We start from the raw sequence: 24,694 nt of genomic DNA on the forward strand, positions 1-24,694 counted from the left end.
GGCCGCGGTGGTCACCGCGGCCGGCCCCTTCTTCGTGGGCAGTGAGTGCGTCGTACGTCAGTCCGCCGAGCGGATCGCCATCGGGAGCCCGCCGCGCATCCGCAGCGACATCATCGGCTCGGCGACCCCCTCGTGCCCCGGCACCACGTCGAGGTCGAGGTCACGGGTGAGCAGGGCTGTCACGAAGACCGCCTCCATCATCCCGAGGTTGCTGCCGATGCAGAACCGCGGTCCGGCTCCGAAGGGGATGTACGCGTAGCGCGGCCGGTTGGCGACCCGCGACACCTCGAAGCGCGTCGGGTCGAAGCGCTCCGGGTCCTCCCAGAAGTCCGGGTGGCGGTGCAGGGTGTACGGGGACACCAGCACGTCGGCCTTGGCCGGCACGGTGAACCCGCCGACCTCGTCGGCCTGCTGGGCGATGCGCGGCAGGATCCACACGGGCGGGTAGAGCCGCATGGCCTCCTGCACGACCTGCATCGTGTACGAGAGCTTGTGCAGGTCGTCGACGTCGGGCAGGCGCCCGCCGGCCAGGACCGCACGGGCCTCCTCGCGCACCAGGTCCCGTACCTGCGGGTGGCGTGCGAGCAGGAGCAGCGTCCAGCCCAGTGTGCTCGCCGTCGTCTCGTGCCCCGCGAGGAGCAGGGTGACGAGCTCGTCCTGCAGGCGCTTGCGGCCGAGAACCGGGTCGCTCTCCTTGCGGGCGGCGAGGATCATCCGGGAGAAGGCGTCGTCGGCGCCGTCGCCTTCGGACATCCGGGCGCTGCGGTCGGCGACGAGCACGTCGACGGTGGCCGTCAGGTCCTTGCGGGCCTTGCGGAAGTTGCGCTGGGTCGCGAAGGGCAGCCAGGTCGGCATCAGGCCCTGCGTGACCATGTCGAACATGGCCTGGTCCTGCACGGCCTCGAAGGCGTGCGCGATCCCGTCGTGCCCGGCCATGTCCGTGTCCATCAGGGTCCGGCCCAGCACCCCGAGGGTGAGTCCGGTGACCTCGTGGAGCACGTCGACCGCTCCCCCGCCGCCGGCGCGCAGCCGCAGCAGGTCGAGCAGGCGTCCGGCCTCCTCGGCCACGATGCCCGCCTGCGCGGCGATGCGGCCCGGCTTGAAGGCGGGCTGCACGTTGCGGCGCTGTGCCTTCCACAGGTCGCCCTCGCTGGTGAGCAGGCCGTCGCCGAGGACCTTGCGGGACTCCACGAGCCCGATGCCCTTGTGGTAGTTGGCCGCGTTGTCGGCCAGGACGTGCTTGGCGTAGTCGGGGCGGTTGAAGATGTACATCTTCTTCGGCCCCATCGACACGCGGACGGCGTCGGAGAGGTCGGCGGCGTCGCGCATCATGGCGAGCCGGTCGACGGCCAGCTTGCGCAGCAGCCCGGGCAGCTGCCAGAAGGCGGGGCCCGGTGGGTGCGCGCTCATCGCGCGCCTCCGCGCTGCGACGGTACGAGGTCCCGGAAGGTTCCGCGGTGGAACACCAGCGGCTCGCGGTCCGGGAGCTCGTCCACGGAGAGCAGTTGCCCCAGGTAGAGGGTGTGGTCGCCGGCGTCGTACGCACTCCACTTCGCGCACTCGAAGTGCGCCGCCGCCCCCGCGATCAGGGGTGCGTCGCAGGCCCGGCCGGGCAGCCAGTCGACGGCGTCGAACTGGCCTGCGCCCATGGGCCGCGAACGGTCGGCGAAGTGCCGGGCCACGCTCTCCTGGCCGGCGCCGAGCACCGACACCGAGAAGGCGGCGGCCTCGGCGAGGCGGCGGTGCATGACCGCCTCCTTGCCGACGCTCACCAGGATCAGGGGCGGGTCCAGCGAGACCGAGGTGAAGGAGTTGGCCGTCATGCCCCGCGGGGAGGCACCGCCCACCGTCACCACGGTCACTCCGGTGGCGAAGGTTCCGAAGGCCCGCCGCAGCCGCGAGGGGTCGCCGATGGCGACACCCTGCGGCGGTGCGGCGGTCAGGACGGTCATGCGGCTCGCCCCGACATGGCCCGGCCCTGCGCCGAGTACGGCTCCAGGGCCCGTGCCAGGCCCTCGGGGATGAGGGAGGGCACCGTGTTGGTGTTCGGGCCGCGCATGCAGGCGATGCGCTGCTTGCCGCGGGCGATCAGGACCTCGACACCGCTGGTGATCTTCACGTAGTCGAAGGTGAACTCCAGCTGCGTCTGCCCGAGCTCGGACAGGCGCATCCGGATCGACAGCTCGTCGAAGGCCGTGATCTCGGCGAAGAACTCGCAGTCCACCTTGAGCGTGAACAGCTTGAGGTCGTCCTGCACCTCGGCCAGCACGTCCGGCGCCTTCTTCTGCAGGAACAGCTCGCGGCAACGTCCCTGCCAGCGCAGGTAGTTCACGTAGTAGACGTTCCCGACGAGGTTGGTCTCCTCGAATCCGACAGTGTGCAGGTACTCGAAGTAGTCTTCAGCCATGGTCTAGGACCGCCCTTCGATGAGGTCTGCTTCATTGGTCAGGAAGGCGAAGACGGCGGGCTCCAGAGCGTCGCGCAGCGCGGTGACGAAGGTCGCGATCCGCAGGTCGCCGGCGGCGAAGACCACCCAGGCGTCCTTGCGGCTCGGCAGCACCGTCAGCGGTGCGCCCACGTAGATCCCGGCCTTCTTCAGGCACTCGGACGCGCTCCACACCCGCGTGGCCGCGGTGTCGGGCGCCTCGCCCGTCTCCTTGGCGACGAGCTCGGCCACCGGGGTGTGCTCGCCCAGCAGACCGCGCCACTCGGCGGCGGGCCGCATGCTGACCGCCTCGATGTCGCAGGCCACCTCGGAGCCGGAGACCGCGCTGACGGTGACGCCCAGGCCGTGGGCCGCCGACATCGACATGTGCCGGCTCCCCTCCAGCTCGGGACGGCCGTCGGGACGGTGGTTGACCGTCACCGGGGCGCCCATGGCCCGGGCCGCCGCGTCCGCGGTGAAGCTGCGGCGCTGCGAGACCGATCCGGCCGGTGCCTCGCCGTGCGGTTCGACCGCGACGGCGATGCGGGCGCCGAGGACGTCCTCCAGCGTGCGCTCCAGGTACGGGCCGAGCAGCGGGGCGACCCAGGGGCCGGACCCGTCCGTCTTGCGCACCGCGTGCAGGGTCAGGCCTTCCCAGCGCTCGACGACGGTGCCGTCCTCGGCCCGGACCGCGATGTCGTACACGTACGTGTCTCCGTCGCGGCTGCGCTCGATCGCGGCGTACCGCAGGCGGTCCGGGACGTGCGAGCCGTTGCCGAGCGGGTGGATGCGCTCCACGCCCGACGGCAGCAGGGTGGCGTCGGGGACGCACACCTGGTTGCCGTGCATCAGTGCGTCCCGCATGCCCGGGTCGGCGAGCAGGAGCTCACCCGGCAGGAAGCCGGCGAACCAGTCCTGCGGCGTGCCCTGCACGTCCACGTCCGCGTCCACGTGCCGGGCGGCTGCCCGGTGGAAGCGGTTCAGGCGCTGGAAGCGCGCCCCCTGGAACAGGACGCTGCCGTAGAGGTCCTTGGCCGGGTCCAGGGGGACCACCGGAGTGTCGGCGGGAACCTGGAGCGGCGGGCCCTCGGGCGCCTTGGCCCCGGAGTAGACCAGGCGGGCACGGAAGTGGTCGGCGACGAATCCGGTGTCCTCGGCGTGGACGGCCACGTCGACGGTGTCGGCGCCGGTCACGGTCGCGGCGATGCGGATGCGGGTGCTCCCGTTCGGCGGGACCACGATGGGACGCAGGAACTTGGCGCCCTCGATGACCGGGGTGGTGGTGCGCCCGGTGACCGCGGAGCCGACCTGGACCATCGCCTCCATGCCGATGACGGCGGGAAGCAGCAGGTTGCCGTCGAGCAGGTGGTCGGCCAGGTACGGGTCGGTGCCCGCGTTCAGTTCGACCTCGGTGACCAGCTCCACGCCGTGGTAGCGCACCAGCGGATTGCCGGTGAAGCGCAGCATCGGCAGGGGCGGCAGGTCGCGTCGTACGGTGTCGATGCCCTCGGTGCGGCCGCTGATGACGCTGACCACGGGCGCGTCCGGGTCGGAGATCAGGCGCAGCAGGATCTCCACGCCCTGGTCCGGGGAGACCGGGATGATGCCCTCGCGGTTGAGCGTCTCGACGACGGAGAGCTTCTCGCCCATGCCGACGCCGGACCACACCGACCACTCCATGCAGCGTGCGCGCACGTGCGGGTGGGTGCGGGCGACGTCCTCGGTGAGGTCGGCCAGCCACTCGTTGGCGGTCGCGTAGTGCGCCTCGCCGCGCAGGCCCGCCCGGCCGATGATGGAGCCGAAGGCGACCAGCAGCTTGAGGTTGCCGGGGCCCACGGTGTCCAGGACGGTGCGCAGGCCGTCGACCTTCGGGGCGAAGGTGCGCCGGAAGTCCTCGGCCTCCAGGTGGACCAGGCCGTTCGGCTCGTTGCGGCCGGCGCCGTGCAGCAGGCCGGTGATCTTGCCGAGGACTCCTTCGAGCTCGGCGACCGCACCGCGCACCTGACCGGCGTCGGTGACGTCGGCGCGGGCGTAGTGCACCCCGACGCCGGCGTCGGCCATGCGCTGGAGGTTGCGGGCGAGTTCCTGGTCGTCGGCCGGGTCGGAGCGGCCGAGCACGGCCAGCTTCGTGCCGGTCTTCAGCGCCACGGCCAGGGCGCACTCCGCGGAGATGCCCTTGCCGCCGCCCGTGACGAGCAGGACGTCGGAGGAGTTCAGCGGCGCGTCCTCGCGCTCCTGCGCCGCGGGCAGGGCCCGCAGCGTCGGGACGCGGCGCACGCCTGCCTCGTCGTAGTGGACCTCGGTGAACCGCGTGGTCGCGGCCACCTCGGCCAGCACCCGCTCCACCACGTCGTCCGTCACCGGGGTGTGGACGATGGTGGTGCGCAGGTGCGGGGCCTCCAGGTACAGGGTCTTGGCCAGACCGGCCGCGCCGCGGCCGTCCTGGACCAGGACGAACCTGCGGTCGCGGCGGCCCGTCAGCGCGCTCTTGGCCACGTCCAGGATCCCGAAGACCTGCTCCTGGGAGATGCCCTTGGGCAGTACGGCCAGGACGCCGGAGCCGACGCCTGCCTGTTCGAGTTCCTGCTTGAGCCGCTCGGCGTACGCGCCGCCCTCCGGGGCGAACAGCTCCCAGGAGCCGTCGGCCTCCGCCGCAGCCGTGCGCGGCCGGACGACCTCGTCGAGGTCCACGGCGAAGGGCCGGGCCCAGGTCGCCGCGCCGGCGACCACCGGGGCGGCGCCGTCGTCCTGCACGACTCCGCCGGTGGTGGCGAGGGTTTCGAGTGCCTCGGCGAGTTCGGCCAGGGTCGCCGTCGCGAAGTTGGTCGGGACCTGCGAGGCGGGGATCTTCAGGAGGGCCGCCGCCTGGTTGACGATCTGGCCCACGGTGATGGAGCTCATGTGCAGGTCGTCCAGGAGCCGGCTCGCCGGATCCACGAGGTCGGCCGGGAGTTCGGCACGCTCGGCGACCAGGTCGCGCAGTACCTCGAGGGCGGCGTCGGCGTCGGCGGAGGGTGCCGCCGCCTCGGCGGCGACCGGCTCCTGCGCGGCCTCGGCGGCCTTCGCTGCCTTCGCTGCCTTGATCGCCTTGGCCGCCTTGGCCGCCTTCTCGGCCTGTGCGGCCCTGCCGGACTCCGCGGCCGTCGCGGCGGCGGGCTTCGGCCCGCGCGGCTCGGGACGTACGTTCTTGGGCGCCTGCTCGCAGGGGCTGGTCAGGAAACTGAACTCCTGCCCGACCTCCAGCGGCTTGATCAGGCGGTCCTGGAAGAGCCGGTCGAGCGCGACGGGGGCGCCCGCGACGAACGCGGCGCCGGCCACCTGCAGCAGCGGTCGCAGTGACTCGTCGTCGGTGTTCAGCGAGAGCGCCGGGATCCCGGTCGCCGCCTGCGCGAGACCGCTGAGCACCCGGCCGGGGCCCACCTCGATGAACAGGTCGACCTCGGCAGCGGCCGCCTGCACCGCCTGGGTGAAGCGGACCGGGTCGGTGATCTGGCGGCTCAGCAGCGCCACCAGGTCGGCGTCGCGCTCCAGTTCGGTGCCGGTGACGGTCGAGACGACCTTGCCGGCCACGCGTGCGACGGGCGCACCGGAGAGCCACGAGCCGAACGACTCGGCGGCCGGGGCGACCAGCGGCGAGTGGAAGGCGTGCGAGACGGGCAGCCGCGTGCATCCGACGTCCGCCCGCTCGGCGCGGCGCTGGACCTCCTCGATGTCGTCGACGGAGCCGGCGACGACGGTCTGCTGGGGCCCGTTGTAGCCCGCGATGACGGCCGAGAGGCCCGCGATGAGCTGCTCGGCCTGCTCCGGGGTGGCCCCCAGCGAGGCCATGGTGCCCGAGGCGCTGTGCTCGGCCATCGCCTTGCCGCGCACCCGTGCCGCCTCCAGCAGCGTCTCCTCGTCGAGGGCGCCGGCCCAGTGCAGGGCGGCGAGCTCGCCGAGGCTGTGGCCGACGGCGAGCGACGCCTCCAGGCGCAGGGAGTCCAGGACCCGCAGGCCCGCGGCGGAGCCGGTGGCGATACGGGGCTGCGCCACATCGGTGGCGACCATGTCGCCCGAGGTGGGCAGGCCGGCGCGGTCGAAGACCTCCGCGGCCTCCGGGAAGCGGCGGCGCAGCGCGCCGCCGCCGGTGCCCTTGCCGGAGCCCTGGCCCGGGAAGAGGAAGCCGACGCGGCCTCGTCCGTTCGCCTTGCCGAGGAAGCTGCGCCCGTCGGCCGAGGTGTGCGAGGTCTCCCCCGACTCCAGCAGGTCGGACAGGTGCTGCAGGCGGCGCTCGGCGTCCTCGGGCGAGGACGCGACGATGGCCGCGCGGTAGGGCAGGCCGCGCAGTTCGCGCTGCAGGGTCGCGGCGAGGTCGGAGACCTGGCCGTAGGAGACCCGCGCGACGAAGCGGCTGACCTCGCCGATCCGGGCGAGCAGCGTGCGCGGCGAGTCGCCTTCCAGCAGCAGCAGTTCGCTGTCCTGGGGGGAGCTGGACAGCGTGGCGGAGCGGCGGCTCGCGGCCGCCCGCCGCCGGCCCGCCGGCTCGTCCAGGACGACGTGCGTGTTGATGCCGCCGAAGCCCATGGCGGTGATGCCCACCCGGCGCGGCGCGCCCTCGGGCCATGCCTCGGCCTTGCGCAGGGCCTTGAGGTTGGCGCCTTCCTCCGTGAGGAGGTCGTGCGGGTCGACGGTGCCGATGGCCGGCGGCAGGGTCTGGTTGTCGACGGCGAGGGCCGCCTTGATCAGGCCCGCGACGCCGGCTGCGGCCTTCGTGTGGCCGATCATGCCCTTGATGGAGGTGATCGCGGCGACGGGCGCCTGTGGGTCGGCCGCCGCCCGCGCGCCCAGGAGGGCGGTGAGCTCGGTGGCGTCGCCCACGGCGGTGCCGGTGCCGTGGCCCTCGAAGAGGCGGACGGTCTCGATGCCGAACCCGGCGCGCTCGTAGGCGCGCCGCAGGGCCAGCTGGTAGCCGCTGACCTCGGGGCGGGTGATGCCGCCCTGGCCGTCGGAGGAAACGCCCCAGCCCGCGATCGTCGCGTAGATGCGGTGGCCGCCCGCGAGGGCGTCCTCCTCGCGCATCAGGACGATCATTCCGCAGCCCTCGCCGGGCCAGAAGCCGTTGGAGCCGCGGTCGTAGAGCTTCATCTCGCCCTTGGCGAGCGCGCCCGTCTTGGCGAAGCCGATGATCTCGAACGGGTCGATCGACAGGTCCACACCGCCCGCGACGGCCACGTCGATGTCGCCGTTGACGAGCGAGGTGCCCGCGGTGGTGACCGACAGGAGCGAGGAGGAGCACGCGCCGTCGACGGTGTAGCCGCCGCCGTTGAGGTCGAAGTGGTTGCAGATGCGGCCCGCGATGGTGTTGGACAGGCCACCGGCGAGGGTGTCCTCGTCGATCGCGGGGAACGGCTCCTTGTACGAGGCCTCGACGTCCCCGAGGAATTCGGCGACGCGGTCCTCGTCCCAGTCCTCCTGGCCCGCGAGGGCCTCGGCCATCACGCGCCGTACGTACGGCCAGCGCAGCCGCATCACGTTGGCGCGGGCGAACTCGCCGGTGAGCGTGTTGCCGACGATCACGCCGGTGCGCTCGCGCGGCAGACCCTCGCCGGCGGGGAAGCCGGCGTCGGCCAGCGCGCGCCCGGCCGTGTCCAGGGCGAGCCAGTGGGTGAGGTCGGTGGACCGGTAGGTGCTGCCCGCGATCTTGTGGGCGATCCGGTCGAACTCGTAGCCCTCCAGCACCGCGGCGTTGCGGGCGTAGAAGGTGTCCGGGGTGGTCGGGTCGGAGTCCCAGTAGTCGTCCAGGCTCATCCGCTCGTCGGGCAGCCGGCGGAAGGCCCGCCGTCCGGCGACGGCGTTGTCCCAGAGCTCACCGGGAGTCGCGGCGTCGGGGTACCGGCACGCCATGCCGACGATGGCTATGCGTGTCATGCTGCCACCGCGATCTTGTCATGGGCCGTCTTCTCGGAGACCGGGGCCGGGCAGGCGCAGGCCTCGGTGCAGCCGTTGGGGCACGCGGCCGCCGCCGGGGCGGGGCAGGCGCACTCGCCGGTGCAGCCGCAGGCGGGCTCGGCCGACAGCACCGCGGTGACGGCCTCGGACTTCTGGGCGGCCTCGGCGGCGCGCCGCTTGGCGACGACGTCGGCACTCCACAGGAAGGCGCCGCGGATGGCGCAGACGAGGGCGGTGGCGAAGAAGATGCCGTACACGACGTGCAGGGCGGTCAGGACGCCGTACATGGCGGCGACGCTGCCGCCGAAGGCGATCTGGCCCCACTTGGAGGAGGGCGTGGTACCCGGGTCCGTGATCATGTAGTTCGTGAAGAGCACGAAGGCCACACCGGTCATCATCGCGAGGGCCGCGGGGATGGAGGTGTCGAAGATCAGACCGCGGACGATCGCCTGGAGGGCGTACCCGCCGACCCAGGCCAGGATCAGCCACATGCGCTCGGTGAGCTTGGCGTTGAGCAGCGTGCCGAGCGAGATGATGATCGCCGGGACGAGCCAGTCGAAGCCGCCGTCGAGGTACTCGGTGAAGTGGTACGGGGGCGCGATCGAGGCCCACGGGAAGAGCACCAGGATGACCGCGATGCCGAAGTTCGACGGGTTCATGAAGTGCCGCATGCGGCCCTTGACCGGGGCGCGCAGCACCCACTTGGTGCCCACGGCGACGATGACGCCGAAGACCATGACCCAGACGCGGTCGTTGACGTAGGTGAGCATGTTCACCGCGAGGGCGGTGATGTGGGCCGGGAAGAGGAACTCCACCAGGCCCTTGATGCCGCCTCCGCGGAAGCGCGGGTCGCGGCCCTCGGAGTGGGCGCCGAGCATCTCCAGGAGGATTTCCAGGGTGTACGAGGTGGCCAGCGCGATGAACGGCCAGGTCCAGGGCTGCTCGAAGCCGAGCACCGTGTAGCCGAAGACGTTGAGCACGGAGATGGAGATCGCGAACCGGCGGAGAGCGGTGACGACCTTCGGGTTGTGGCGTGGACCCGCGGGGGCGGGGACAGCCGTCAGGGTTGCGGACATGGTCACTTCTCCTTCGCCTGGGTGCCGAGCTCGACGGTGTGCTGGCCGGGAGTCAGCTTCATCTGCTGCTCGTGGACGGCGCCGGAGCGGTCGCGCCAGGTGAGCTTCACCGGCAGCGGACCCTTGATGCCCTGGCCGAGTCCGATGTGGACGTCCGTGCTGCGCTTTCCGGAGTGGCCGCCGCCACCGTCGACCCGGGTCACGCGCATGCTGCCGTCGGGCAGTTCGACGCAGACCTCGGCGCCGACCGCGGGCGAACCGGACTCCCGGTTGAGCTTGAGCGCCAGGAAGGATCCGGTGCTCTTGCTGACGTTGTGGAGGAAGACGGGCTCACCCCACTGGCGGGCGACCGCCAGGTCGAGGAGGCCGTCGCCGTCGACGTCGGCCGGGGCCATGCCGCGGGTCGGGATGGGCTCGGCGATGCCGAGGGCCTTGGCCAGGTCGATGTAGCGGCCGCTGCCCTGGTCCTTGGCGAAGAAGCGCATGTGCTGGCTGCCGGCCAGGTCGTCGCCGTGGCGGACCTTCGGCCACCAGAACGGGTTGGAGGTCAGGGCGTCGTTCGCGGTGGCCAGCTCCTGGAGCTGGGGCCAGCGGTTGGTCTTGCCCTTGACGAAGCCGAGAGACTGGGCGATCTCCAGGTTGCCGTCGTTGTCGAAGTCACCCGTCTTGGGGTCCCAGCCCCAGCCGGACCAGGCGACGCCCAGGTCGGCGGACTTGTCCGCGTACGGGGCCTCGCCCTCCTTGAACCTGCCCTGGAGCTCGGCCTTGCTCTTCGCCTGGTTGATGAAGGCGAAGTTCGACTCCTGGATGCCGAACGACGTGGTGATGTTGCTGACGAACAGGTCGTACAGGCCGTCGTTGTCCAGGTCGCCGAAGTCGGCGCCCATGCCCTTGAACGAGCTGCGGCCCATCTCCTTCGACTTGGGCACCGTGCCGGTGTGCACGGACTTGACCTGGGCAAACTCGATCTTGCCGGGGACGGACTTGTTGTAGAGCAGGCCCGAGGTGCCGAAGTCGTGGGCGAGGAAGACCTCGGGCAGGTTGTCGCCGTCGAGGTCGGCGGCGGTGGCGCCGAGCGTCCAGCCGTGGTTGATGCCCTGCGGGATGGCGTCGTCGGTCTTCTCGTAGCCGGTCGCCGTCCAGCGGAAGAAGTGTCCGCCGCCGCCGTTCTGGGCGTGGGAGAGCGACTCGTTCATGACGACGTCGCCGTCCTTGGTGTCATCAAGGACGGGGCTGTCGGGGAAGTAGTTGCCGATGAAGATGTCGTCGTGACCGTCGCCGTCGAAGTCGGCGACCGCGGCGGCGTTGGAGTTCCACAGCGGCCCGGTGTACTGCTCGCCGGGCTGGCCCGCGATCAGCTCGGTGGGCGTGAAGCTGGCGGCCGTCAGCGGCTGCCCCTTCACGTTCTTGTTCATGAAGATGACCGGGGTGCGGCCCCAGTAGTAGACGAGGACGTCGGTGGCGCCGTCCTCGTTGTAGTCGCCCGGCATGCAGCCCATCGGCGCCATGATGGTGCTGGTGGGGAGCGGCTTGGGGTCGAGGGCGAACGGCGCGTACGCCCCGTCCTTGCGCGTCGGGGCCGGGGTGAGGACGGCCTGGTCGATGCGCGGGTCGTTCACGCACAGGTCGTTGGGCAGGCCGTCGCCGTCCATGTCGTTGACGGCGATGCCGGCGCCCACGGAGGATATCCAGCCCTCGATGTGCCGATAGGCCTTGTTGACCTTCCGAACTTCCTGCTTCGGGAATCCGGACGGCATCGCGATCGACAGCGACTCGAATCCGAAGTTCTTCGCGAGCTTCTCGGTCTCGGCCGCCGAGGATTCGGGCAGGCGCACACCGTAGAAAGTGCCGACCATTACGGCAAGAGCGACAATTCCCGGCGCATTCCTACGCGCCCAGTTCCTTTTCGCCGTCACTGATCGGCACCTTTCCGGGTAAGGGAGAGAGAAGCGAGTTCCGCGGCAACGTCACGCCGCCAGGACTCGTATGCGGGGGAGTCGCCCTGACCCTGTGTGCCGGGCCTCAGCCGGACGCACACAGAGGCCGCCTGCTCGGCGGTGGTACCGCAGACGACACGGGCGGCGAGGTGGGTGTGGTCGATGATGGTGTCGGCCTTGATCCGGGCCTCGATGGCGAACGCCGAGCCCTGGGCGAGCGCCCACCGGTGCTGCCCGGCCCCTTCGACGAAGCGGGCGAGCTCGGCCTCGGTGACTCCTCCCGCGTACGTGCAGGCGAGTCCGGCGCCGGCGTACAGGTCGCCGTGCCGCTCCTCGGGGTAGGAAGCGATCAGCTCGGTCACCACATCGGGGTCGGTACCTCCGACGAACCAGAGCGCGCGGCCGATGCCCTGGTCAATGGCGTTCGGGGTGTAGTGGTTGTGGCCGCCGTGCCAGCGGAAGGGATGCTCGGCGGCGGGTGTGCGCACGTACGTGTCGGTCTTGAAGTACGCCTGGTGGAAGCCGTAGCCGTCCAGGGCGAGCCAGCGCAGCAGCGGGTCCGTCTTCCTGATGTCCGGCCACAGGAGCTTGGGGAGGCGGGCCATGGCCCAGCCCACACCGACGTAGATCATGTAGTCGTGCTTGCTGCCCTTGCCCGCCAGCAGGCCGTCGAGCCGGCCGCTGTGTCCCGGCAGCGAGTCGTACACGGCCGCGCCCATGCCCGCGCCCTCGTACGCGAATCCGCGCATGTCCCGGGGGACGGTCTCCAGCATGTCCTCGGCCTCGGCGGGAGAGCCCGCCTCCACGGCGTAGGCATATCCCTGAAGGAATACCTCGCCGATGTTTTCCAGACGCGCCTTGGCCTCCGGGTTCTTCACATGGAACCCGCGCACCTCCATCGTCGTCTCAGAAACAGGAGGTGTGAGTACCCGCCGCCGTAGTGCTCCAAATACAGTGGACACCGAAGAAAACCGCCCCTCATAGACCCTGAATCAATCCCCCCAGCAAACGGGAATCTATCCAGGGGGCCATGAGGGGCTCTACTTCCCGCGTGCTCAATCGGCCTGAAATCGCGCGCACGTGCGGCGAGGCGTCAGACGAGCGCGGCCGCCGAGGCGCGCACCCGCTCGCGCACGTTGCGGCGCCACACCTCGTAGGCGGGTCCGACGCCGGCCTCGGCCTCGCTCGCGGCGGTGTCGTCGGCGAGCAGCGCCACGGCCTCCACGCCCAAGCCCGCGAACGCCTCGACGGCGGCCCGGCTGTGTTCGGGCACGAATCCGGAGTGGTGGCGGGCCTTGGCGGCGAACACCGAGCCCTGGGCCAGGTGGTCCCAGTCCTCCCCCGCTTCCGCCCGCAGCGCCGCGCGGTCGGCGGCGGTGGTGCCCCCGGCGAAGGTCGCGGCCAGGCCGACACCGCTCCACAGGTCGCCTTGGCGGCCCGCGGCGAAGGCGCGCACGGCGGCCGAGACGTGTGCGACGTGGCCGCCGTGGATGAACCACAGCGCCCGCCCGACGCCCTGGTCGAAGGCCCGCCGGAAGTAGTCCGCGTCGCCGTCCCACAGGTAGGGGGTGTCCAGCCGCTGCCCGCCGACCCAGCTCTCGGTGTCGAAGTAGGCGCGGTCGAAGCCGTATCCGTCGACGCACAGCCAGCTCATGGCCGGGTAGTACTCCGGTTCCGTCAGGTCCGGGACGAGCTTCTTCCACATCACGCGGGGCAGCTTGGCCATGGCGAAGCCGATGCCGATGTAGTTGAGGAAGATGTGCCGCTTGCCGCCACCCTGCAGCAGGTCGCGGGTGCGGTGGCCCTTGCCCGGGCCCATCACGTCGCGGATCGCGCAGGCCATGGTGGCGCCCTCGTACGCGAATCCCCGGACCTCCGGGTCGACCAGCGAGAGCCGGCGCTCGGTCGTGGCCAGGGCGCGGTCCTCGATGCCCCACTCGAAACCGGTGACCACGGCCTGCGGAACGGCCTCCAAGGTGCGGGTGCGCGCATTCGGCTCGACGGGGAAACCGCGCCCCGCGAAGCTCACTTCGTCCAGGGACGGGGCCATGGCAAGCCTGCGCAGTGCTCCCAGTGCGGGCACGAACACCTCCTCGTACGGGCCGCCCCTCCGGCAGCCGGACGCCACATCGTGTGCGCCCGGGCGGGAGCGGGGCATCTCCGTCCGTGCGCTCCCGGCGGCGACGGCGCCGTTCGGGTGTACTGAGGCACCTTCGGGTCGTGCACCGGTCCGCAACTGTCAGCGGATGGAGCGCACGTCCACTTCCTCGTTGTGGACCCGGCGGCCGCAGTGACCGCAGTGCAGCTCGACGTGGACCGCTCCCTCGCAGCCGATGTGGTCGGCGCGGCGCGGCGGCCCCTGTTCCTGGGGCAGGTGACGGTCGCCCCACTGCATGAGGGCGATGACCGCACGGGTGAGATCGTGTCCGGCCGGGGTGAGTTGGTACTCGTACCGGACGGGCCGGTCCTGGTAGGGCACTCGCTGCATGATCCCGTAGTCGACCAGCTTGGCCAGCCGGTTGGTCAGGACGTTTCGGGCGATGTCGAGGTTGCCGAGGAAACCGTCGAAGCGTTTGACGCCGAGCAGGGCGGAACGAATGATCAGCAGAGTCCAGCGCTCCCCGATGACTTCCAGCGAACGCGCGAGGTTGCAGTCCTGCCCCTCGTAGGTGTGTCTCAGCATTCGTTCAGCCTAGACCGACACGGGTTTCTTGAAAGGACCCGGGAGGAAAGCGCGTTTCCCACCGCCTTGTCCCGCCGGTGCGCCCGCGCGGAATCGGGTGGGCCGCTTACGCGGCCGCCAGCGCGAGCTCTTCGTTTGCACGGGCGAAGTCACCGGTCGTGGGGGGACCGCCGCCGAGACGCTTGTAGGCATGGGCAGCGGACACCAGCGTCATGTGGTGGTGCCAGCCGGGGTAGGAGCGGCCCTCGAAGTCGAGGAGGCCGAGATCGCCCTCCATCTCCCGCACGCTGCCGGCCGCGGCGCCCAGCAGGCGGGTCAGCCCGAGAACGTGCTCCATCCGGACGTGGTTGAGGTTGGTGAGCCACAGCTTGAGCGGCTCGCGGCTGCGCTCGGTCCGCACGGCGAACAGCCGGTAGGTGCGGTGCACCTGCGCCGCACCGGCGGCCGCGGGCTCGGGCAGTCGTACGAAGCTGGAGATGACGGTGGTGTGGCCGCCGGCCCCTCCCACCGGACCGACCGTCTCGACCCGGGCCATGCTGGCCCCGTCGAACTCGAACAGGCTGCGGGCCGAGAGCAGCAGGCCCTGCCCGTCGGCCTGCGGCCGCTGGATGCGCAGGTGCCTGCCGATCAGGACCTGGAGGTTCGCCGGGACGGCGACGACGAAGTCGCGCCCGCGCCGGGCGAGTCCGTTCAAGAACGCGGCGGCGCCCGTCGACTCCCTGAAGTCCGCGACGACGGGAACGGGTGCCGTACGGGTGGCCTCCGCCATGGCGTCGACGATGTCGAGGGCGTGCTGCTCGACGGACCGCTGGCCGGCTTCGGCGGGAATCTTGGTGCGCTGGCGACGCTCGGGGTCCTTGGCCCATGACCCGGGAAGCAGGAGTCTCCAGTCGACGGGCACCGCCTGCCCCTGCGCGGCGAGGAATCCGCCGATGCCCACCTGGCAGGTGACGGAGCGTCCGGTCGACGGCACGAAGCGGCGGTGCACGCCGCACGAGTGGTCGCCGCGCTTGCGCAGCACGGCCTGGTCGACCAGCCACGCCTGGGGCTCCATCTGCCGCTCGGTCCAGCGGGCAAGCTCCGCGCGGACCGGGTTCCAGTCCCACGGGCTCGCGTTCACGAACTGGTGCAGCGACTGGGAGGCCGTGGGAGATGTGGAGATCGCGGCCGCCAGCCGGCGCACCGTCTTCTTGCCGGGGGTGCTGAGCAGGCTCTGAACGTAGGCCTGGGCCCAGCGCCTCTGATCGGCGCGCGGCAGGCCTTCGAAGACCTGTTCCGCGAACACCGGCACCGAGGTGTGAGTGCTCGTCAAAAGGGGTGTGACCATGGCGGGTTCCCTCCTTCGTATCGGCCTGCGACTGCTGACCACGCTAGAATAATAGCGAACACCCTCTTTTTTTCGCGACTCAGGAGAGTTGCCTGATGCACTTCGCCATGTCGGGCCCCGACCAGCGGCTTCGGTCCGGTTCCGGGCACCGCCGCCGCAACCGCGCCCAACCGCGCCCAACCGTTCGCCAGAGCACATCTGGACACGATCCAGAGAAGGTGAGATCCCCCTGGAGGATCCGATACATCTTGAGCAACTCGCCCTTGTGTGAGCCGCAGAGCGCCGGAAGGGTGGTTCCCTAACGTGAAGATCTGCATCTGTGACACACCATCGGTGTGCCATCGGCCCGACTTCGGACCACTCATCGACCCCTCGGCTCGAAACGCTCATGAGGAGACAGCGTGGTGAAGCAGGAGCGGGCCTTGCGCACGCGTACAGCCCTCATTCGGGCCGCTGCCGCGGAGTTCGACAACGCGGGCTACGAGGGAACGTCCCTGGCGAAGATCAGCACTGCGGCCGGAATGTCCATCGGAGCGGTCACCTTCCACTTCCCCTCGAAGAAGGAGCTGGCCGACGCCGTTCAGGAGGAGGGCCGGACGGTGACGCAGGCCGCGCTCACGAACGTGCTCTCCGACGCCCTGCCGGCGCTGCGCGTGGTGGTCGACCTGACCCTGGAGCTCGCCCGCCTGATGGAGGAGGAGTCTGCCGTGCGCTCGGCCATCCGGCTGTCCCGCGAGCGGCCCGGCACCGTCTCCTGGTCGGACACCTGGTTGCCGACCGTTCGGGAGCTTCTGGACCAGGCCTATGAAACCGGCCAACTCCGGGAAAGCGCCCTTCCCGCGGACGTCACCACGCTCGTCGAGCACCTGACGACCGGGGCCGAGGCGTATCTGCGCAGTCGCATCGGCACGGAAGTGGAATACGAGAGCGCGGTGGCGCAGCTCAAACGCGTATGGCACCTCGCACTCGCCGGGGTGTCGGCCGAGAACGCCTCCGCACGGGGAGACTTGCCCTCTGCGAAGGTCTTGGCGAACGACTGACACGGTCCGCAGCGGCGGCTGTCAATGCCGGTGGCGCACGAGCCGGCCGCGGTACCAGGACGCCGCTGCGGATATCCGCTCCAACGGACCGGGCCCCGGGATGCAGTCAGCGGCCCGCCACACCTCACGGCTGTCGTACCAGTGGTCGCGGGCGAGGAGCGAGAAGTTGCGCTCACTCATTCCCGAGCCCGCCGCGCGCAGCGCCCGTACGCACTCGGACCAGGGCATGTCCCCCGAGACGGCCGGGACCACCCGGTGACGTGCCAGAACATCCAGCAGGTCCGCGGTGCTGACGGGGTCGGGGTGCCCGGCGTGCCAGATGCTGCCTTCCGGCAGCCGCGCCCCGCGGCCGATGCGCACGATGAGGCGGGCGAGATCCTCGACGGCGACGACGGAGTGGAGTCCCCGTCCCCCGTCCCACAGTGCGGGAACCGCCTGGACGTATGCGGCGTAGGCCGGGACGACCCAGCGGTCGCCCCGCCCCACCACCAGACCGGGGCGCAGAACGGTCGCCCCACTGGCAACGGCATGCGCCTCGCCGGCCAAGCGGGTCCTGCTGGCGGGAGACACCGGGTCGGGTTCGACCTCGTTCACCGAGATCCCACGGTGCGGACCCGGACCGTAGACGGCGGCCGTCGACAGATGGACGATCCGGCGGATCCCGGCGCGTTCGGCCTCACGCATCAGAGCTGCCGTGCCCTGAACGTTGACCGCCGCGCACAGGGATTCGTCCGTGTCGAGCGAGCACGCAAGGTGCAGCAGCACGTCCGCGCCCTCGCACACCCCGCGCAGAGTGGCCGGATCCGTCAGATCCCCGGGTAAGCATTCGTCGGCCAGGGCCGCCACGTGGGGCGACAGCCGTCGCCCCACGACCCGGATGCGCGGGAACGGGCCCGCGTCCGGTTCGGCACGCCGGCGGGCCAGCTCACGCAGGACCGCCGAGCCTATGAAGCCGGTGGCGCCGGTGAGCACCACCCGCCCGGAGTTCATGCGGCGACTCTGTGCTTCGCGCTGGTCGGGAACCTGAGCCGCCGGATGGTCTCCGGAGTGGCGACTGCGGGAAGCAGGTACCGCCACAGCGTGGTGATGCGCTCCGGCAGGTCGGCGCGCCCGGTGGAGACGTTGGAGAAGATCTGGGTGCCGCTGTAGGCACCCACGAGCATCGTGGCGAACTCCCTCTCGTCGACGTCGTCGAGGAGCTCTCCCTGCTCTCGGGCGGCGCACATGTGCACGTAGAACTGGTCCACCCACTCCTGGTAGGCGGTGTCGTCCTGCACCCCGAAGTCGCCCTGGTCAACGGCGAGCCGCACGCTCGCCCGGAAGAGGACGTTGGTTTGCAGTTCGTACGCGAGGAAGAAGTTGAGGTCGATGAGCCGCTGCAGCCCGACCCCTCCCTCCGGGAAGTGCACGAACTCCTGTTGATGGGCCATGACGGCAAGTGCCAGGCCCTTCTTCGACTTGAAGTGGAAGTACAGGCCGCCCTGGGTCACGTCAGCGCGATGCATGATCTTGCTGATGCTGGCGCCCTGGTACCCACACTCGTCAAAGACCTGAGCGGCGGCGAAAAGGATGGTTTCGCGCGTCTTCACCGCCCGTTCCTGCTTCGGTTCAGCCATGAGGGTTCTCGGTCTCTCTCGACAAAAAAAACGAACACCCTTATTTTACAGAACAGCCCCGCCGGGTGGCAGCCCGGTGGAGGGTTCCAATACGCACGCTTCAGGGGAGAGGCATGCCCATCACCACAGAACGCCCGGAGACGACGAAACCGGCACTGACTACCACGGTTGCCAAGGAATACGTCCATCGGGCCAGCCTGTCCGAGGTCTTCCTGACTGGCTGGGAGAAGGCCGGTCCCGATGCATACGTGGTGACCGCTCAGTGGCCTCGCAGCCACAGCTTCTACGCTCCGGAACAGGGACTCCACGACCCGCTCCTACTCTGCGAAACCGTACGTCAAACGTTCCCCCTGCTCACGCACGTCGCGTACAACGTCCCGTTCGGCTACCAGCTCAGCTGGCAGCGCATGCAGTTCTCGATCAACCCGCAGGCACTGCGCATGGAGAGCACTCCCTGCGAGGTCGAACTGCACGTCACCGTCTCGGACATCAGGTACCACCGCGCCCTCCCGACGCAGATGTCGATGCACATCGACGTCGTCCGGGACGGAACCCTGCTCGCCGTGGCCAGCACGCGCTTCGGCTGCCACTCCCCCGCCGTGTACGAGCGCTTGAGAGCGGGCCGGGGCAACAAGGAACTCTTCGCCAACGCGCCGGCGGCACCCCAGGCCATCTCCCGGTACAGGGTGGGCCGTCAGCGCACCCAGGACATCGTGCTGGCTCCCACTCAGGAACGCTGGCGCTGGCAGCTGCGCGTCGACACCAGCCACCCGGTCCTGTTCGACCACCCGCTCGACCACGTTCCGGGGATGCTCCTCCTGGAGTCCGTCCGACAGGCGGGCCACGCGCTCCAGCCGTCCTGGAGCCCGATGATCCCGACGGCGATGGACGTCACTTTCAACCGCTACGTCGAGCTCGACGAGCCTTGTTGGATAGAGGCCGAGGCACTGTCCGGAGGAACCAGTGCGCGCCGCACGGTACGCGTCAACGCCCTTCAGGGCGGAAGCTTCGCCTTCACCGCGACCACGGAGATGACAGATGTGAGTTCTGTCTGAAGTAACCCGTCCGGGTTGTGCCAGACGGTGCAACTTGGTCTCCACTGAGCCAGGTAGTCGAACCCGGTGAGCCACCACCGGGATCCCGACATCGATCGCGTTGCCCGTCGAGCTACCAACTCGGCGGGCGAACACACGTTTCAGGTGCCATCCCGAAACGCAGAACAGGTTCTTTCGAACCACCACACTTGCCGCCACCAGACAGAGCCACTGCGCGAAGGCGACAGAACCACTGGACTGCTCTACCCCACGCGTCCTACCGCGTGAGTCCTGCTGATCGATCACTTGCACTACCGCACTGCCGTACCGCTGCACGCGAGCCATCCGAGTGAGCACCACCGCACTGCGCACTACCCCACGCCAACTACCGCGTGGGCCCTGCTCCCCCACGTACTGCCGGGGGCGCTCCATGAGACCTATTGCACGGAGACCTACGTATCATGGACCAAATCTCAGAGCTTTTCCAGTGTTCTCATGAGGAATGTTGGCCGAAAGAATGCTTTACGCAAACGGATTCGGCGGAGCCGGTACAACTTGCCTTCACTGAAGGGGAGTTGGCGCCACGGTTTCGCAGCCGGGTGAAAGTGCCCATGCGTCTGGTCGAGTCGGCGCACTACTCGGACGCGGCCCTCAACGTGTACATGAAGATCAAGGCGCTGGGCCAGCGGCCTGAAGGCTGCACCGCGGGCATCGCCACGCTCGCCTCCTACCTGGGCCTGTCCTCGTCCACGGTCGAACGCGCGGTGGCCCAGCTCCGGAACCCGGCACCCGACGGCGTCGTGGAACTGCCCGAAAACCGGCGTCGTTCGCTGCCCGGTGGCCGCGGCACGACCGCCCGCCGCCGCGTCCGGCCCATGTCGAGGACCGAGCGGTACGTATGGCTGCCGGTCCACGCGAGCGAGAACCTGTCCCCTCGCAGCCTGCGGGCCTACGCCGTGCTCGCCTACGCGGAAATCCAGGGGGCGCCCCTGTCCGAAGGCGACCTCGCCCGCCTGCTGCGCCACCACTCGGGCAGTCGCGCGGGCAGGCCCATCAGCGTCGGCGCCGCCGGGCGGATCATCGACCGGCTGGCCGCCACCAGATGGATCACCGTGAGCCGGCGGGCAGGGGTGCGGGGCCGCCACCTGTTCCTCGTCCACAACGGCGCGGCCACCGCCCCCGGCACCGAGCCTCCCGCGGCCCCGCGCACGTCCCCGCCTGATGAGGGATCGGGTTCCGACGCTGATGCCGGATCGCTCGCGTATAAGGAAGACCACAGAACTGACCGACCCGATGACGAGCGCCGGAGCGTGCCATCCGCCGAAGGCGACCTGACCGTAGTAGCGAAATCCGGCCACGCGCCGCGTCGGCGTCGCCCGGGCGTCGGGCGGGGCGGTGTCGCGCTCCGCGCGGGCCTGAAGATCCCCCGTCCGCCCGCCGACGGCCCCGTGCACGCTGCGCTGTCGGCCCCGGTGCACACCGCCCTGCCCACCACCGCACCCGCCCGGTCCGGCGGACGCGTCCCGCTGACTTTCAGCCCGAGGGTGGACGCGGTCCTCGAGCCCGTCCGGATGCTGCTGGGCGGCGTCGGCCGGTACGTGCTGCGGCGCATCGGCCGCGAGATCGGCCGCCAGCTGGACGACGGTGCGAGCGTCGACCGGATGCGCGCCCGCCTGACCCAGCGCCTCGCCAGGACCTTCGTGGACCAGATCCGTGACCCCGGCCGCTGGCTGCTCGGCGTGGCGCTGCCTCGCTGGGGCTGCGCCGACCCCGACTGCGAGACCGGAGTGCTCTGGTCGACGGGAGTGCAGTGCAGGGCGTGCGCGGAGTTCCGCGCGGCTCGCAGGTACGGCGCCCCGGCGGCCGGGATCCCCGAGCAGCGGTCCGGCGGCGGCCCCGTGCCCGTGCCCGTCAGGTCCTGCTGCCCCACGTGTGAACGGCTCCTGGGACCGGGGCGGTCCGGCGAGTGCGGACAGTGCTCCGGTTCGCCGGTCGTGGAGGTTCCCGCCGCGTGCTGCCCCGGTGTGGACGGGATGCACTGCGGGCGGCCCGTCGCGGGCGGCCTGTGCTGGAGGTGCCGCACGAGATCGCTGACGGCACCGCCCCCGTGCCCGGAGCGACCGGGCAGGGATGCCACGGCCGGGTCGGCGCCAAGATGTGCTTCAGCCGGCACCGCCCTCTGGGCAGGTACCGGCTGAAGCCGCTCCGGTGTCCGGTTCGCAGTCCGGACGTCCTTGCGCTAGGTGGTGCGTCCTGCCCCCACCAGCTTCGGGGCGGGCTCGGAGGCGGACGGGTCCGTGCACGTGGGGCACGCCCCGTCGGATGTGCGGCCCTTCGCGCCGGCCGGCTGCTCGGCCGGCTGCTCGGGGGTCTCGCCTTCTGCGAGCTTTCCGTAGCCGGCCTTGACCGCGCGCTTCTCGCGCCACAGGTGGTAGAGGGACAGCGCGAGGATGCCGGTGCCGATGAGATTGGCGACGAAGTGCCACCACACGCGGTACGTGGTCAGGGCCGGGCCCGGCGGGATCGCTCCGAACCAGGTCGACAGGCCGATGGCGCGGCTCGCGCCGAGCGCGACGGACACGGTGAGGACGATGTGCTCGATGCCGTGGATGCCCTGCATCCAGACGCCCATCTTGGCCCACTTGCGGGACTGCAGATGGCCGGTGGCCCGCTTGGTGATCAGCACGATCCCCACGAGGCCGGCCAGGAAGATGAAGTTGCCGGTCAGGTGCAGGATCTCCATGCCCAGGGAGGGCTTGGTGGTGTCGATCTGCCCCATGCCCCGGGAGAGGCTGTTGGCCCACGGCGTCATCCACGCCGGGGACATCGGGTGGGTGATCCAGTAGCCGGCCTGCGACACGTGCTCCTGGAAGTGGCCCAGCTGGCCCACGACCCCGAGACCGATCAGACCGACCGAGGCCTTGTACAGCCACGGCCGGACCACACCTCGGTTGGCGTACGCCAGCACCGCGACGGCCGCCCACATCGCGACGGCCCACAGGATGAAGAGGACGGCTCCCACGGTGTCCACCGAGGAAGCCATGCCGCTCATCCCCGGCATCCCTGGCATCGCTTGCATTCCTGGAGGGTGGTTCATGCAGAACTCCTTCAAAGAGACGACCGGCCGTGCGGAGGAGCGCATGGACAGAGGTCTTTTCGCCGTCGACGACGGGCCACTCCGGCACGCGGGAATCACGCTAGGGACCGAAAGCTCCCCAGGGGTCTCCTCTTGTGCTCTTCCTTCCTCTCCCGGCCGGCTCGCCGCGACTTGGGCACGTCGCCCCGGGACGTGGGCGCGCGGGCGTCGGGGAAGCGGTGCGCGCCGGCGACCTGCCGTACGCGCGCCCGGCCAACTGGCGCGAGCCGCAAGGAGAGATCGCCGACCGCGAGCGGCGGGGAGACCCGGCCAGGGGCTGACGGCTTCGCAACCATGTTCCGCACAGCAGGAGTTGGCGCGGGTCCGGCGTCTGCGCCAACGATGGCACCGACCAGCCAAGCGACCACCCGAAGGACGTACGGTGCCGCACATCACGCTTGCCAGCGACCTGCCCGGTATCAGGGGCCTGATGACCGATCACCCTGATGCGGCGGCCCCGCTCAATGCCGTCGCCGACACCCTGTTGCGCGGCCCGTCCCCGCTACCCCGCGGCGAGCGCGAGCTGATCGCGACGTACGTCTCGGAGCTCAACCGCACCCGCTTCTGCTCGGACACCCACGGCGCGGCCGCCGCAGCCCAGCTCGACGGCGGCGCCGACCTGGTCAAGGCCGTCCAGCACGACGTCGACACCGCGCCCCTGGCCCCCCTGCTCCGCGCGCTGCTGGGGATCGCGGCCGAGGTCCAAGCCGAGGCCGCGCCGGTCTCCGCCGAGGCGATCGCCGCGGCCCGCGCCGAGGGCGCCACCGACGACCACATCCACGACACCGTGCTCATCGCCGCGGCCTTCTGCATGTACAACCGGTACGTCAGCGGCCTCGCCACTGTCCTGCCGACCGAGCCCGGCTACTACGAGGAAGCGGGCCGCCGGATCACCACCCACGGCTACGCCCGCGCGGTCTGAGGGGATTGTCGACATGTCCACAACGTCCCCCGGGGTCCGCGGCTCCCGGCAGGCCCACCGCCGTGCCGTCACCGCCACGGTCGTCGGCAATTTCGTCGAGTCCTTCGACTGGCTGGGCTACGGGCTCTTCGCCCCCCTCCTCGCCGCTCACTTCTTCCCTTCCAGTAACCCGGCCACCTCCTTGATCGGCGCGTTCGCCGTCCTCGGCATCGGCGTCCTCGTACGTCCGCTCGGCGGCATCCTGCTCGGCCGCCTCGCCGACCGGCGCGGCCGCCGCCCGGCCCTGATGCTGGCCATCGGCCTCATGACCGCCGGCTCGTTCCTCATCGGCGTCGCACCGACCTACGGCCAGGTCGGCCTGCTCGCTCCCGTCGTCCTGCTCCTCGCCCGCGTGGCCCAGGGCATCTCCTCCGGCGGCGAATGGCCCGCGGCGGCCGCCTACCTCATGGAAGTCGCCCCGCCCAAGCGCAAGTCCCTGTACGGCAGTCTCTTCTCCCTGACCACCGCTGCGGGCGCCTTCACCGCCGCGATGCTCGGTGGCGCGCTGACCGGCGCGCTCGGCGCCGACGCCATGGCCGCCTGGGGCTGGCGCATCCCGTTCCTCGTCGGCGGGGTCTTCGGTGTGGTCCTGCTGGTCCTGCGCCGGCAGCTCGCGGAGACCGAGGTGTTCCAGCGCGAGGCCAGCACCCGGGCCACCCGCGGTTCGCTGCGCCGGGTACTGGTGACCCACAGGCGCCAGGTGGTGATGTCCGTCCTGTTCATCGCCGGCATGGGAACCGTCGGCGGCACCTGGACCTCCGTGATCCCGGCGATGGGGCAGCGGCTGATCGGGCCCGGTACCACGTTCGGGGTGGTCGTCTGCGCGACGGCGACGCTGATGGTCATCAACGTCCCCGTCGGCCTGCTCGCCGACAAGGTCGGCCCCAGGCGCTTCCTGCTCGCAGCGACCGTCCTTTTCGCCGTCACGGGCTCGTACAGCTTCCTCACCATCGAAGGCACCTTCGCGAGCCTGCTGTTCGCCTACCTCAGTGGCACCGTCTACCTCGTCTGTGCCACCACCACCCTGCCGGGCATCCTCTCCGAGCTCTTCCCCGCGGAGAACCGCGCTCTGGGCATGGGCCTGCCCAACGCGCTCACCTCGGCCGTCCTCGGGGGTGTCGCCCCGGCGGCGGCCACCTACCTCGGCGAACACGGTGCGTCGGCCTGGTTCATCGGCGGCGTGATGGCGGCCGTCCTCCTCGCCTGGCCCGCCGTGTTCCTCGCCCGGCGGACTCCCGCACCGTCCTCGTACGCCCTTGACCGCTCGTCCCTGGACCTCGCCAAGTAGCCGAGGGCCCGGCCACCCCGAGGGGCGTCGCTCCTCCCGGCTCCCGAGGAGCGGGGCCGAGGTGGTGGGCGGCGGCGCCGGGGCGGGCATCCGCCGGCCGGGGTCTCGCGGGTGAGCTCCGCCCCGAGGCCGCCCGGGCGGGCCGTGTCCCCGCGGCCCGGCGCCTGGCGGCCACCGCCTGAGGCGGGTGTGGGCCTCGCCGTCGGTCGCGCGGACCAGGTCTGCGAGGACCTCGCCCGCTGC

Annotated in this window: 18 protein-coding genes; 5 read left to right on the plus strand and 13 right to left on the minus strand. The window is 70.8% G+C overall.

The window, feature by feature from the left end:
• Positions 1 to 57: 57 nt before the first annotated feature.
• From ACFCZ1_RS35830 to ACFCZ1_RS35875, 10 genes are all read right to left on the minus strand, one after another.
• Positions 58 to 1,410: a cytochrome P450 gene (locus tag ACFCZ1_RS35830; protein WP_376682480.1), complete on the minus strand. Its 1,353-nt coding sequence runs from the start codon at positions 1,408 to 1,410 to the stop codon at positions 58 to 60.
• Positions 1,407 to 1,952 (minus strand): flavin reductase family protein, encoded by a 546-nt coding sequence (locus ACFCZ1_RS35835; RefSeq protein WP_376682481.1) that lies wholly within the window; start codon positions 1,950 to 1,952, stop codon positions 1,407 to 1,409. The genes ACFCZ1_RS35830 and ACFCZ1_RS35835 overlap by 4 nt, the downstream gene beginning before the upstream one ends.
• Positions 1,949 to 2,407, minus strand: a complete 459-nt coding sequence (locus ACFCZ1_RS35840) for an acyl-CoA thioesterase (protein WP_376682482.1) — start codon at positions 2,405 to 2,407, stop codon at positions 1,949 to 1,951. Before ACFCZ1_RS35840 ends, ACFCZ1_RS35835 begins: the two co-directional genes overlap by 4 nt.
• Positions 2,408 to 2,410: 3 nt before the next feature.
• Entirely contained in the window at positions 2,411 to 8,332 is a 5,922-nt protein-coding gene (locus ACFCZ1_RS35845) for an SDR family NAD(P)-dependent oxidoreductase (protein WP_376682483.1), read from the minus strand.
• A complete protein-coding gene (locus tag ACFCZ1_RS35850) occupies positions 8,329 to 9,429 on the minus strand; it encodes an enediyne biosynthesis protein (RefSeq protein WP_376682484.1) in 1,101 nt (366 codons plus the stop codon). The genes ACFCZ1_RS35845 and ACFCZ1_RS35850 overlap by 4 nt, the downstream gene beginning before the upstream one ends.
• Before the next feature lie 2 nt (positions 9,430 to 9,431).
• On the minus strand, positions 9,432 to 11,285 hold the full coding sequence (locus ACFCZ1_RS35855; RefSeq protein ID WP_376682485.1) for a CRTAC1 family protein: 1,854 nt from the start codon (positions 11,283 to 11,285) through the stop codon (positions 9,432 to 9,434).
• Positions 11,286 to 11,341: 56 nt separating this feature from the next.
• Positions 11,342 to 12,328: a DUF1702 family protein gene (locus ACFCZ1_RS35860; RefSeq protein WP_376682486.1), complete on the minus strand. Its 987-nt coding sequence runs from the start codon at positions 12,326 to 12,328 to the stop codon at positions 11,342 to 11,344.
• Between the two features lie 131 nt (positions 12,329 to 12,459).
• The gene (locus tag ACFCZ1_RS35865; RefSeq protein WP_376682487.1) at positions 12,460 to 13,449 is read right to left on the minus strand and encodes a DUF1702 family protein; all 990 of its coding nucleotides are present in this window, start codon (positions 13,447 to 13,449) and stop codon (positions 12,460 to 12,462) included.
• A gap of 156 nt (positions 13,450 to 13,605) precedes the next feature.
• Complete coding sequence (locus ACFCZ1_RS35870) at positions 13,606 to 14,049, minus strand: winged helix-turn-helix transcriptional regulator (protein WP_376682488.1); 444 nt, start codon at positions 14,047 to 14,049, stop codon at positions 13,606 to 13,608.
• A 106-nt stretch (positions 14,050 to 14,155) separates the two neighbouring features.
• Entirely contained in the window at positions 14,156 to 15,376 is a 1,221-nt protein-coding gene (locus ACFCZ1_RS35875) for an IS701 family transposase (protein WP_376682489.1), read from the minus strand.
• 422 nt (positions 15,377 to 15,798) lie between these two features.
• On the opposite strand from ACFCZ1_RS35875, the gene ACFCZ1_RS35880 reads away from it, so the two are divergent.
• A complete protein-coding gene (locus ACFCZ1_RS35880) occupies positions 15,799 to 16,416 on the plus strand; it encodes a TetR family transcriptional regulator (protein ID WP_376682490.1) in 618 nt (205 codons plus the stop codon).
• 21 nt (positions 16,417 to 16,437) lie between these two features.
• On the opposite strand, the gene ACFCZ1_RS35885 is transcribed toward ACFCZ1_RS35880, so the two are convergent.
• Together ACFCZ1_RS35885 and ACFCZ1_RS35890 are read right to left on the minus strand one after the other, a co-directional pair.
• Positions 16,438 to 17,406 (minus strand): NAD-dependent epimerase/dehydratase family protein, encoded by a 969-nt coding sequence (locus tag ACFCZ1_RS35885; RefSeq protein WP_376682491.1) that lies wholly within the window; start codon positions 17,404 to 17,406, stop codon positions 16,438 to 16,440.
• Positions 17,403 to 18,032 carry a ScbR family autoregulator-binding transcription factor gene (locus tag ACFCZ1_RS35890; protein ID WP_376682492.1) on the minus strand — a complete coding sequence of 210 codons (630 nt, stop codon included), beginning with the start codon at positions 18,030 to 18,032 and terminating at the stop codon, positions 17,403 to 17,405. Before ACFCZ1_RS35890 ends, ACFCZ1_RS35885 begins: the two co-directional genes overlap by 4 nt.
• Before the next feature lie 113 nt (positions 18,033 to 18,145).
• On the opposite strand from ACFCZ1_RS35890, the gene ACFCZ1_RS35895 reads away from it, so the two are divergent.
• Together ACFCZ1_RS35895 and ACFCZ1_RS35900 are read left to right on the plus strand one after the other, a co-directional pair.
• Positions 18,146 to 19,087 (plus strand): ScbA/BarX family gamma-butyrolactone biosynthesis protein, encoded by a 942-nt coding sequence (locus tag ACFCZ1_RS35895; protein WP_376682493.1) that lies wholly within the window; start codon positions 18,146 to 18,148, stop codon positions 19,085 to 19,087.
• A 590-nt stretch (positions 19,088 to 19,677) separates the two neighbouring features.
• Positions 19,678 to 21,264 carry a hypothetical protein gene (locus ACFCZ1_RS35900; protein WP_376682494.1) on the plus strand — a complete coding sequence of 529 codons (1,587 nt, stop codon included), beginning with the start codon at positions 19,678 to 19,680 and terminating at the stop codon, positions 21,262 to 21,264.
• A gap of 41 nt (positions 21,265 to 21,305) precedes the next feature.
• Here ACFCZ1_RS35900 and ACFCZ1_RS35905 read toward each other — a convergent pair whose 3' ends face one another.
• The gene (locus ACFCZ1_RS35905) at positions 21,306 to 22,145 is read right to left on the minus strand and encodes a DUF6008 family protein (protein ID WP_376682495.1); all 840 of its coding nucleotides are present in this window, start codon (positions 22,143 to 22,145) and stop codon (positions 21,306 to 21,308) included.
• Positions 22,146 to 22,584: 439 nt separating this feature from the next.
• On the opposite strand from ACFCZ1_RS35905, the gene ACFCZ1_RS35910 reads away from it, so the two are divergent.
• Both ACFCZ1_RS35910 and ACFCZ1_RS35915 read left to right on the plus strand, forming a co-directional pair.
• A complete protein-coding gene (locus tag ACFCZ1_RS35910; RefSeq protein WP_376682496.1) occupies positions 22,585 to 23,124 on the plus strand; it encodes a carboxymuconolactone decarboxylase family protein in 540 nt (179 codons plus the stop codon).
• Between the two features lie 13 nt (positions 23,125 to 23,137).
• Complete coding sequence (locus ACFCZ1_RS35915; protein ID WP_376682497.1) at positions 23,138 to 24,451, plus strand: MFS transporter; 1,314 nt, start codon at positions 23,138 to 23,140, stop codon at positions 24,449 to 24,451.
• Positions 24,452 to 24,694: the final 243 nt, after the last annotated feature.

Source organism: Streptomyces sp. NPDC056224 (assembly GCF_042267665.1).
GTDB lineage: Bacteria > Actinomycetota > Actinomycetes > Streptomycetales > Streptomycetaceae > Streptomyces.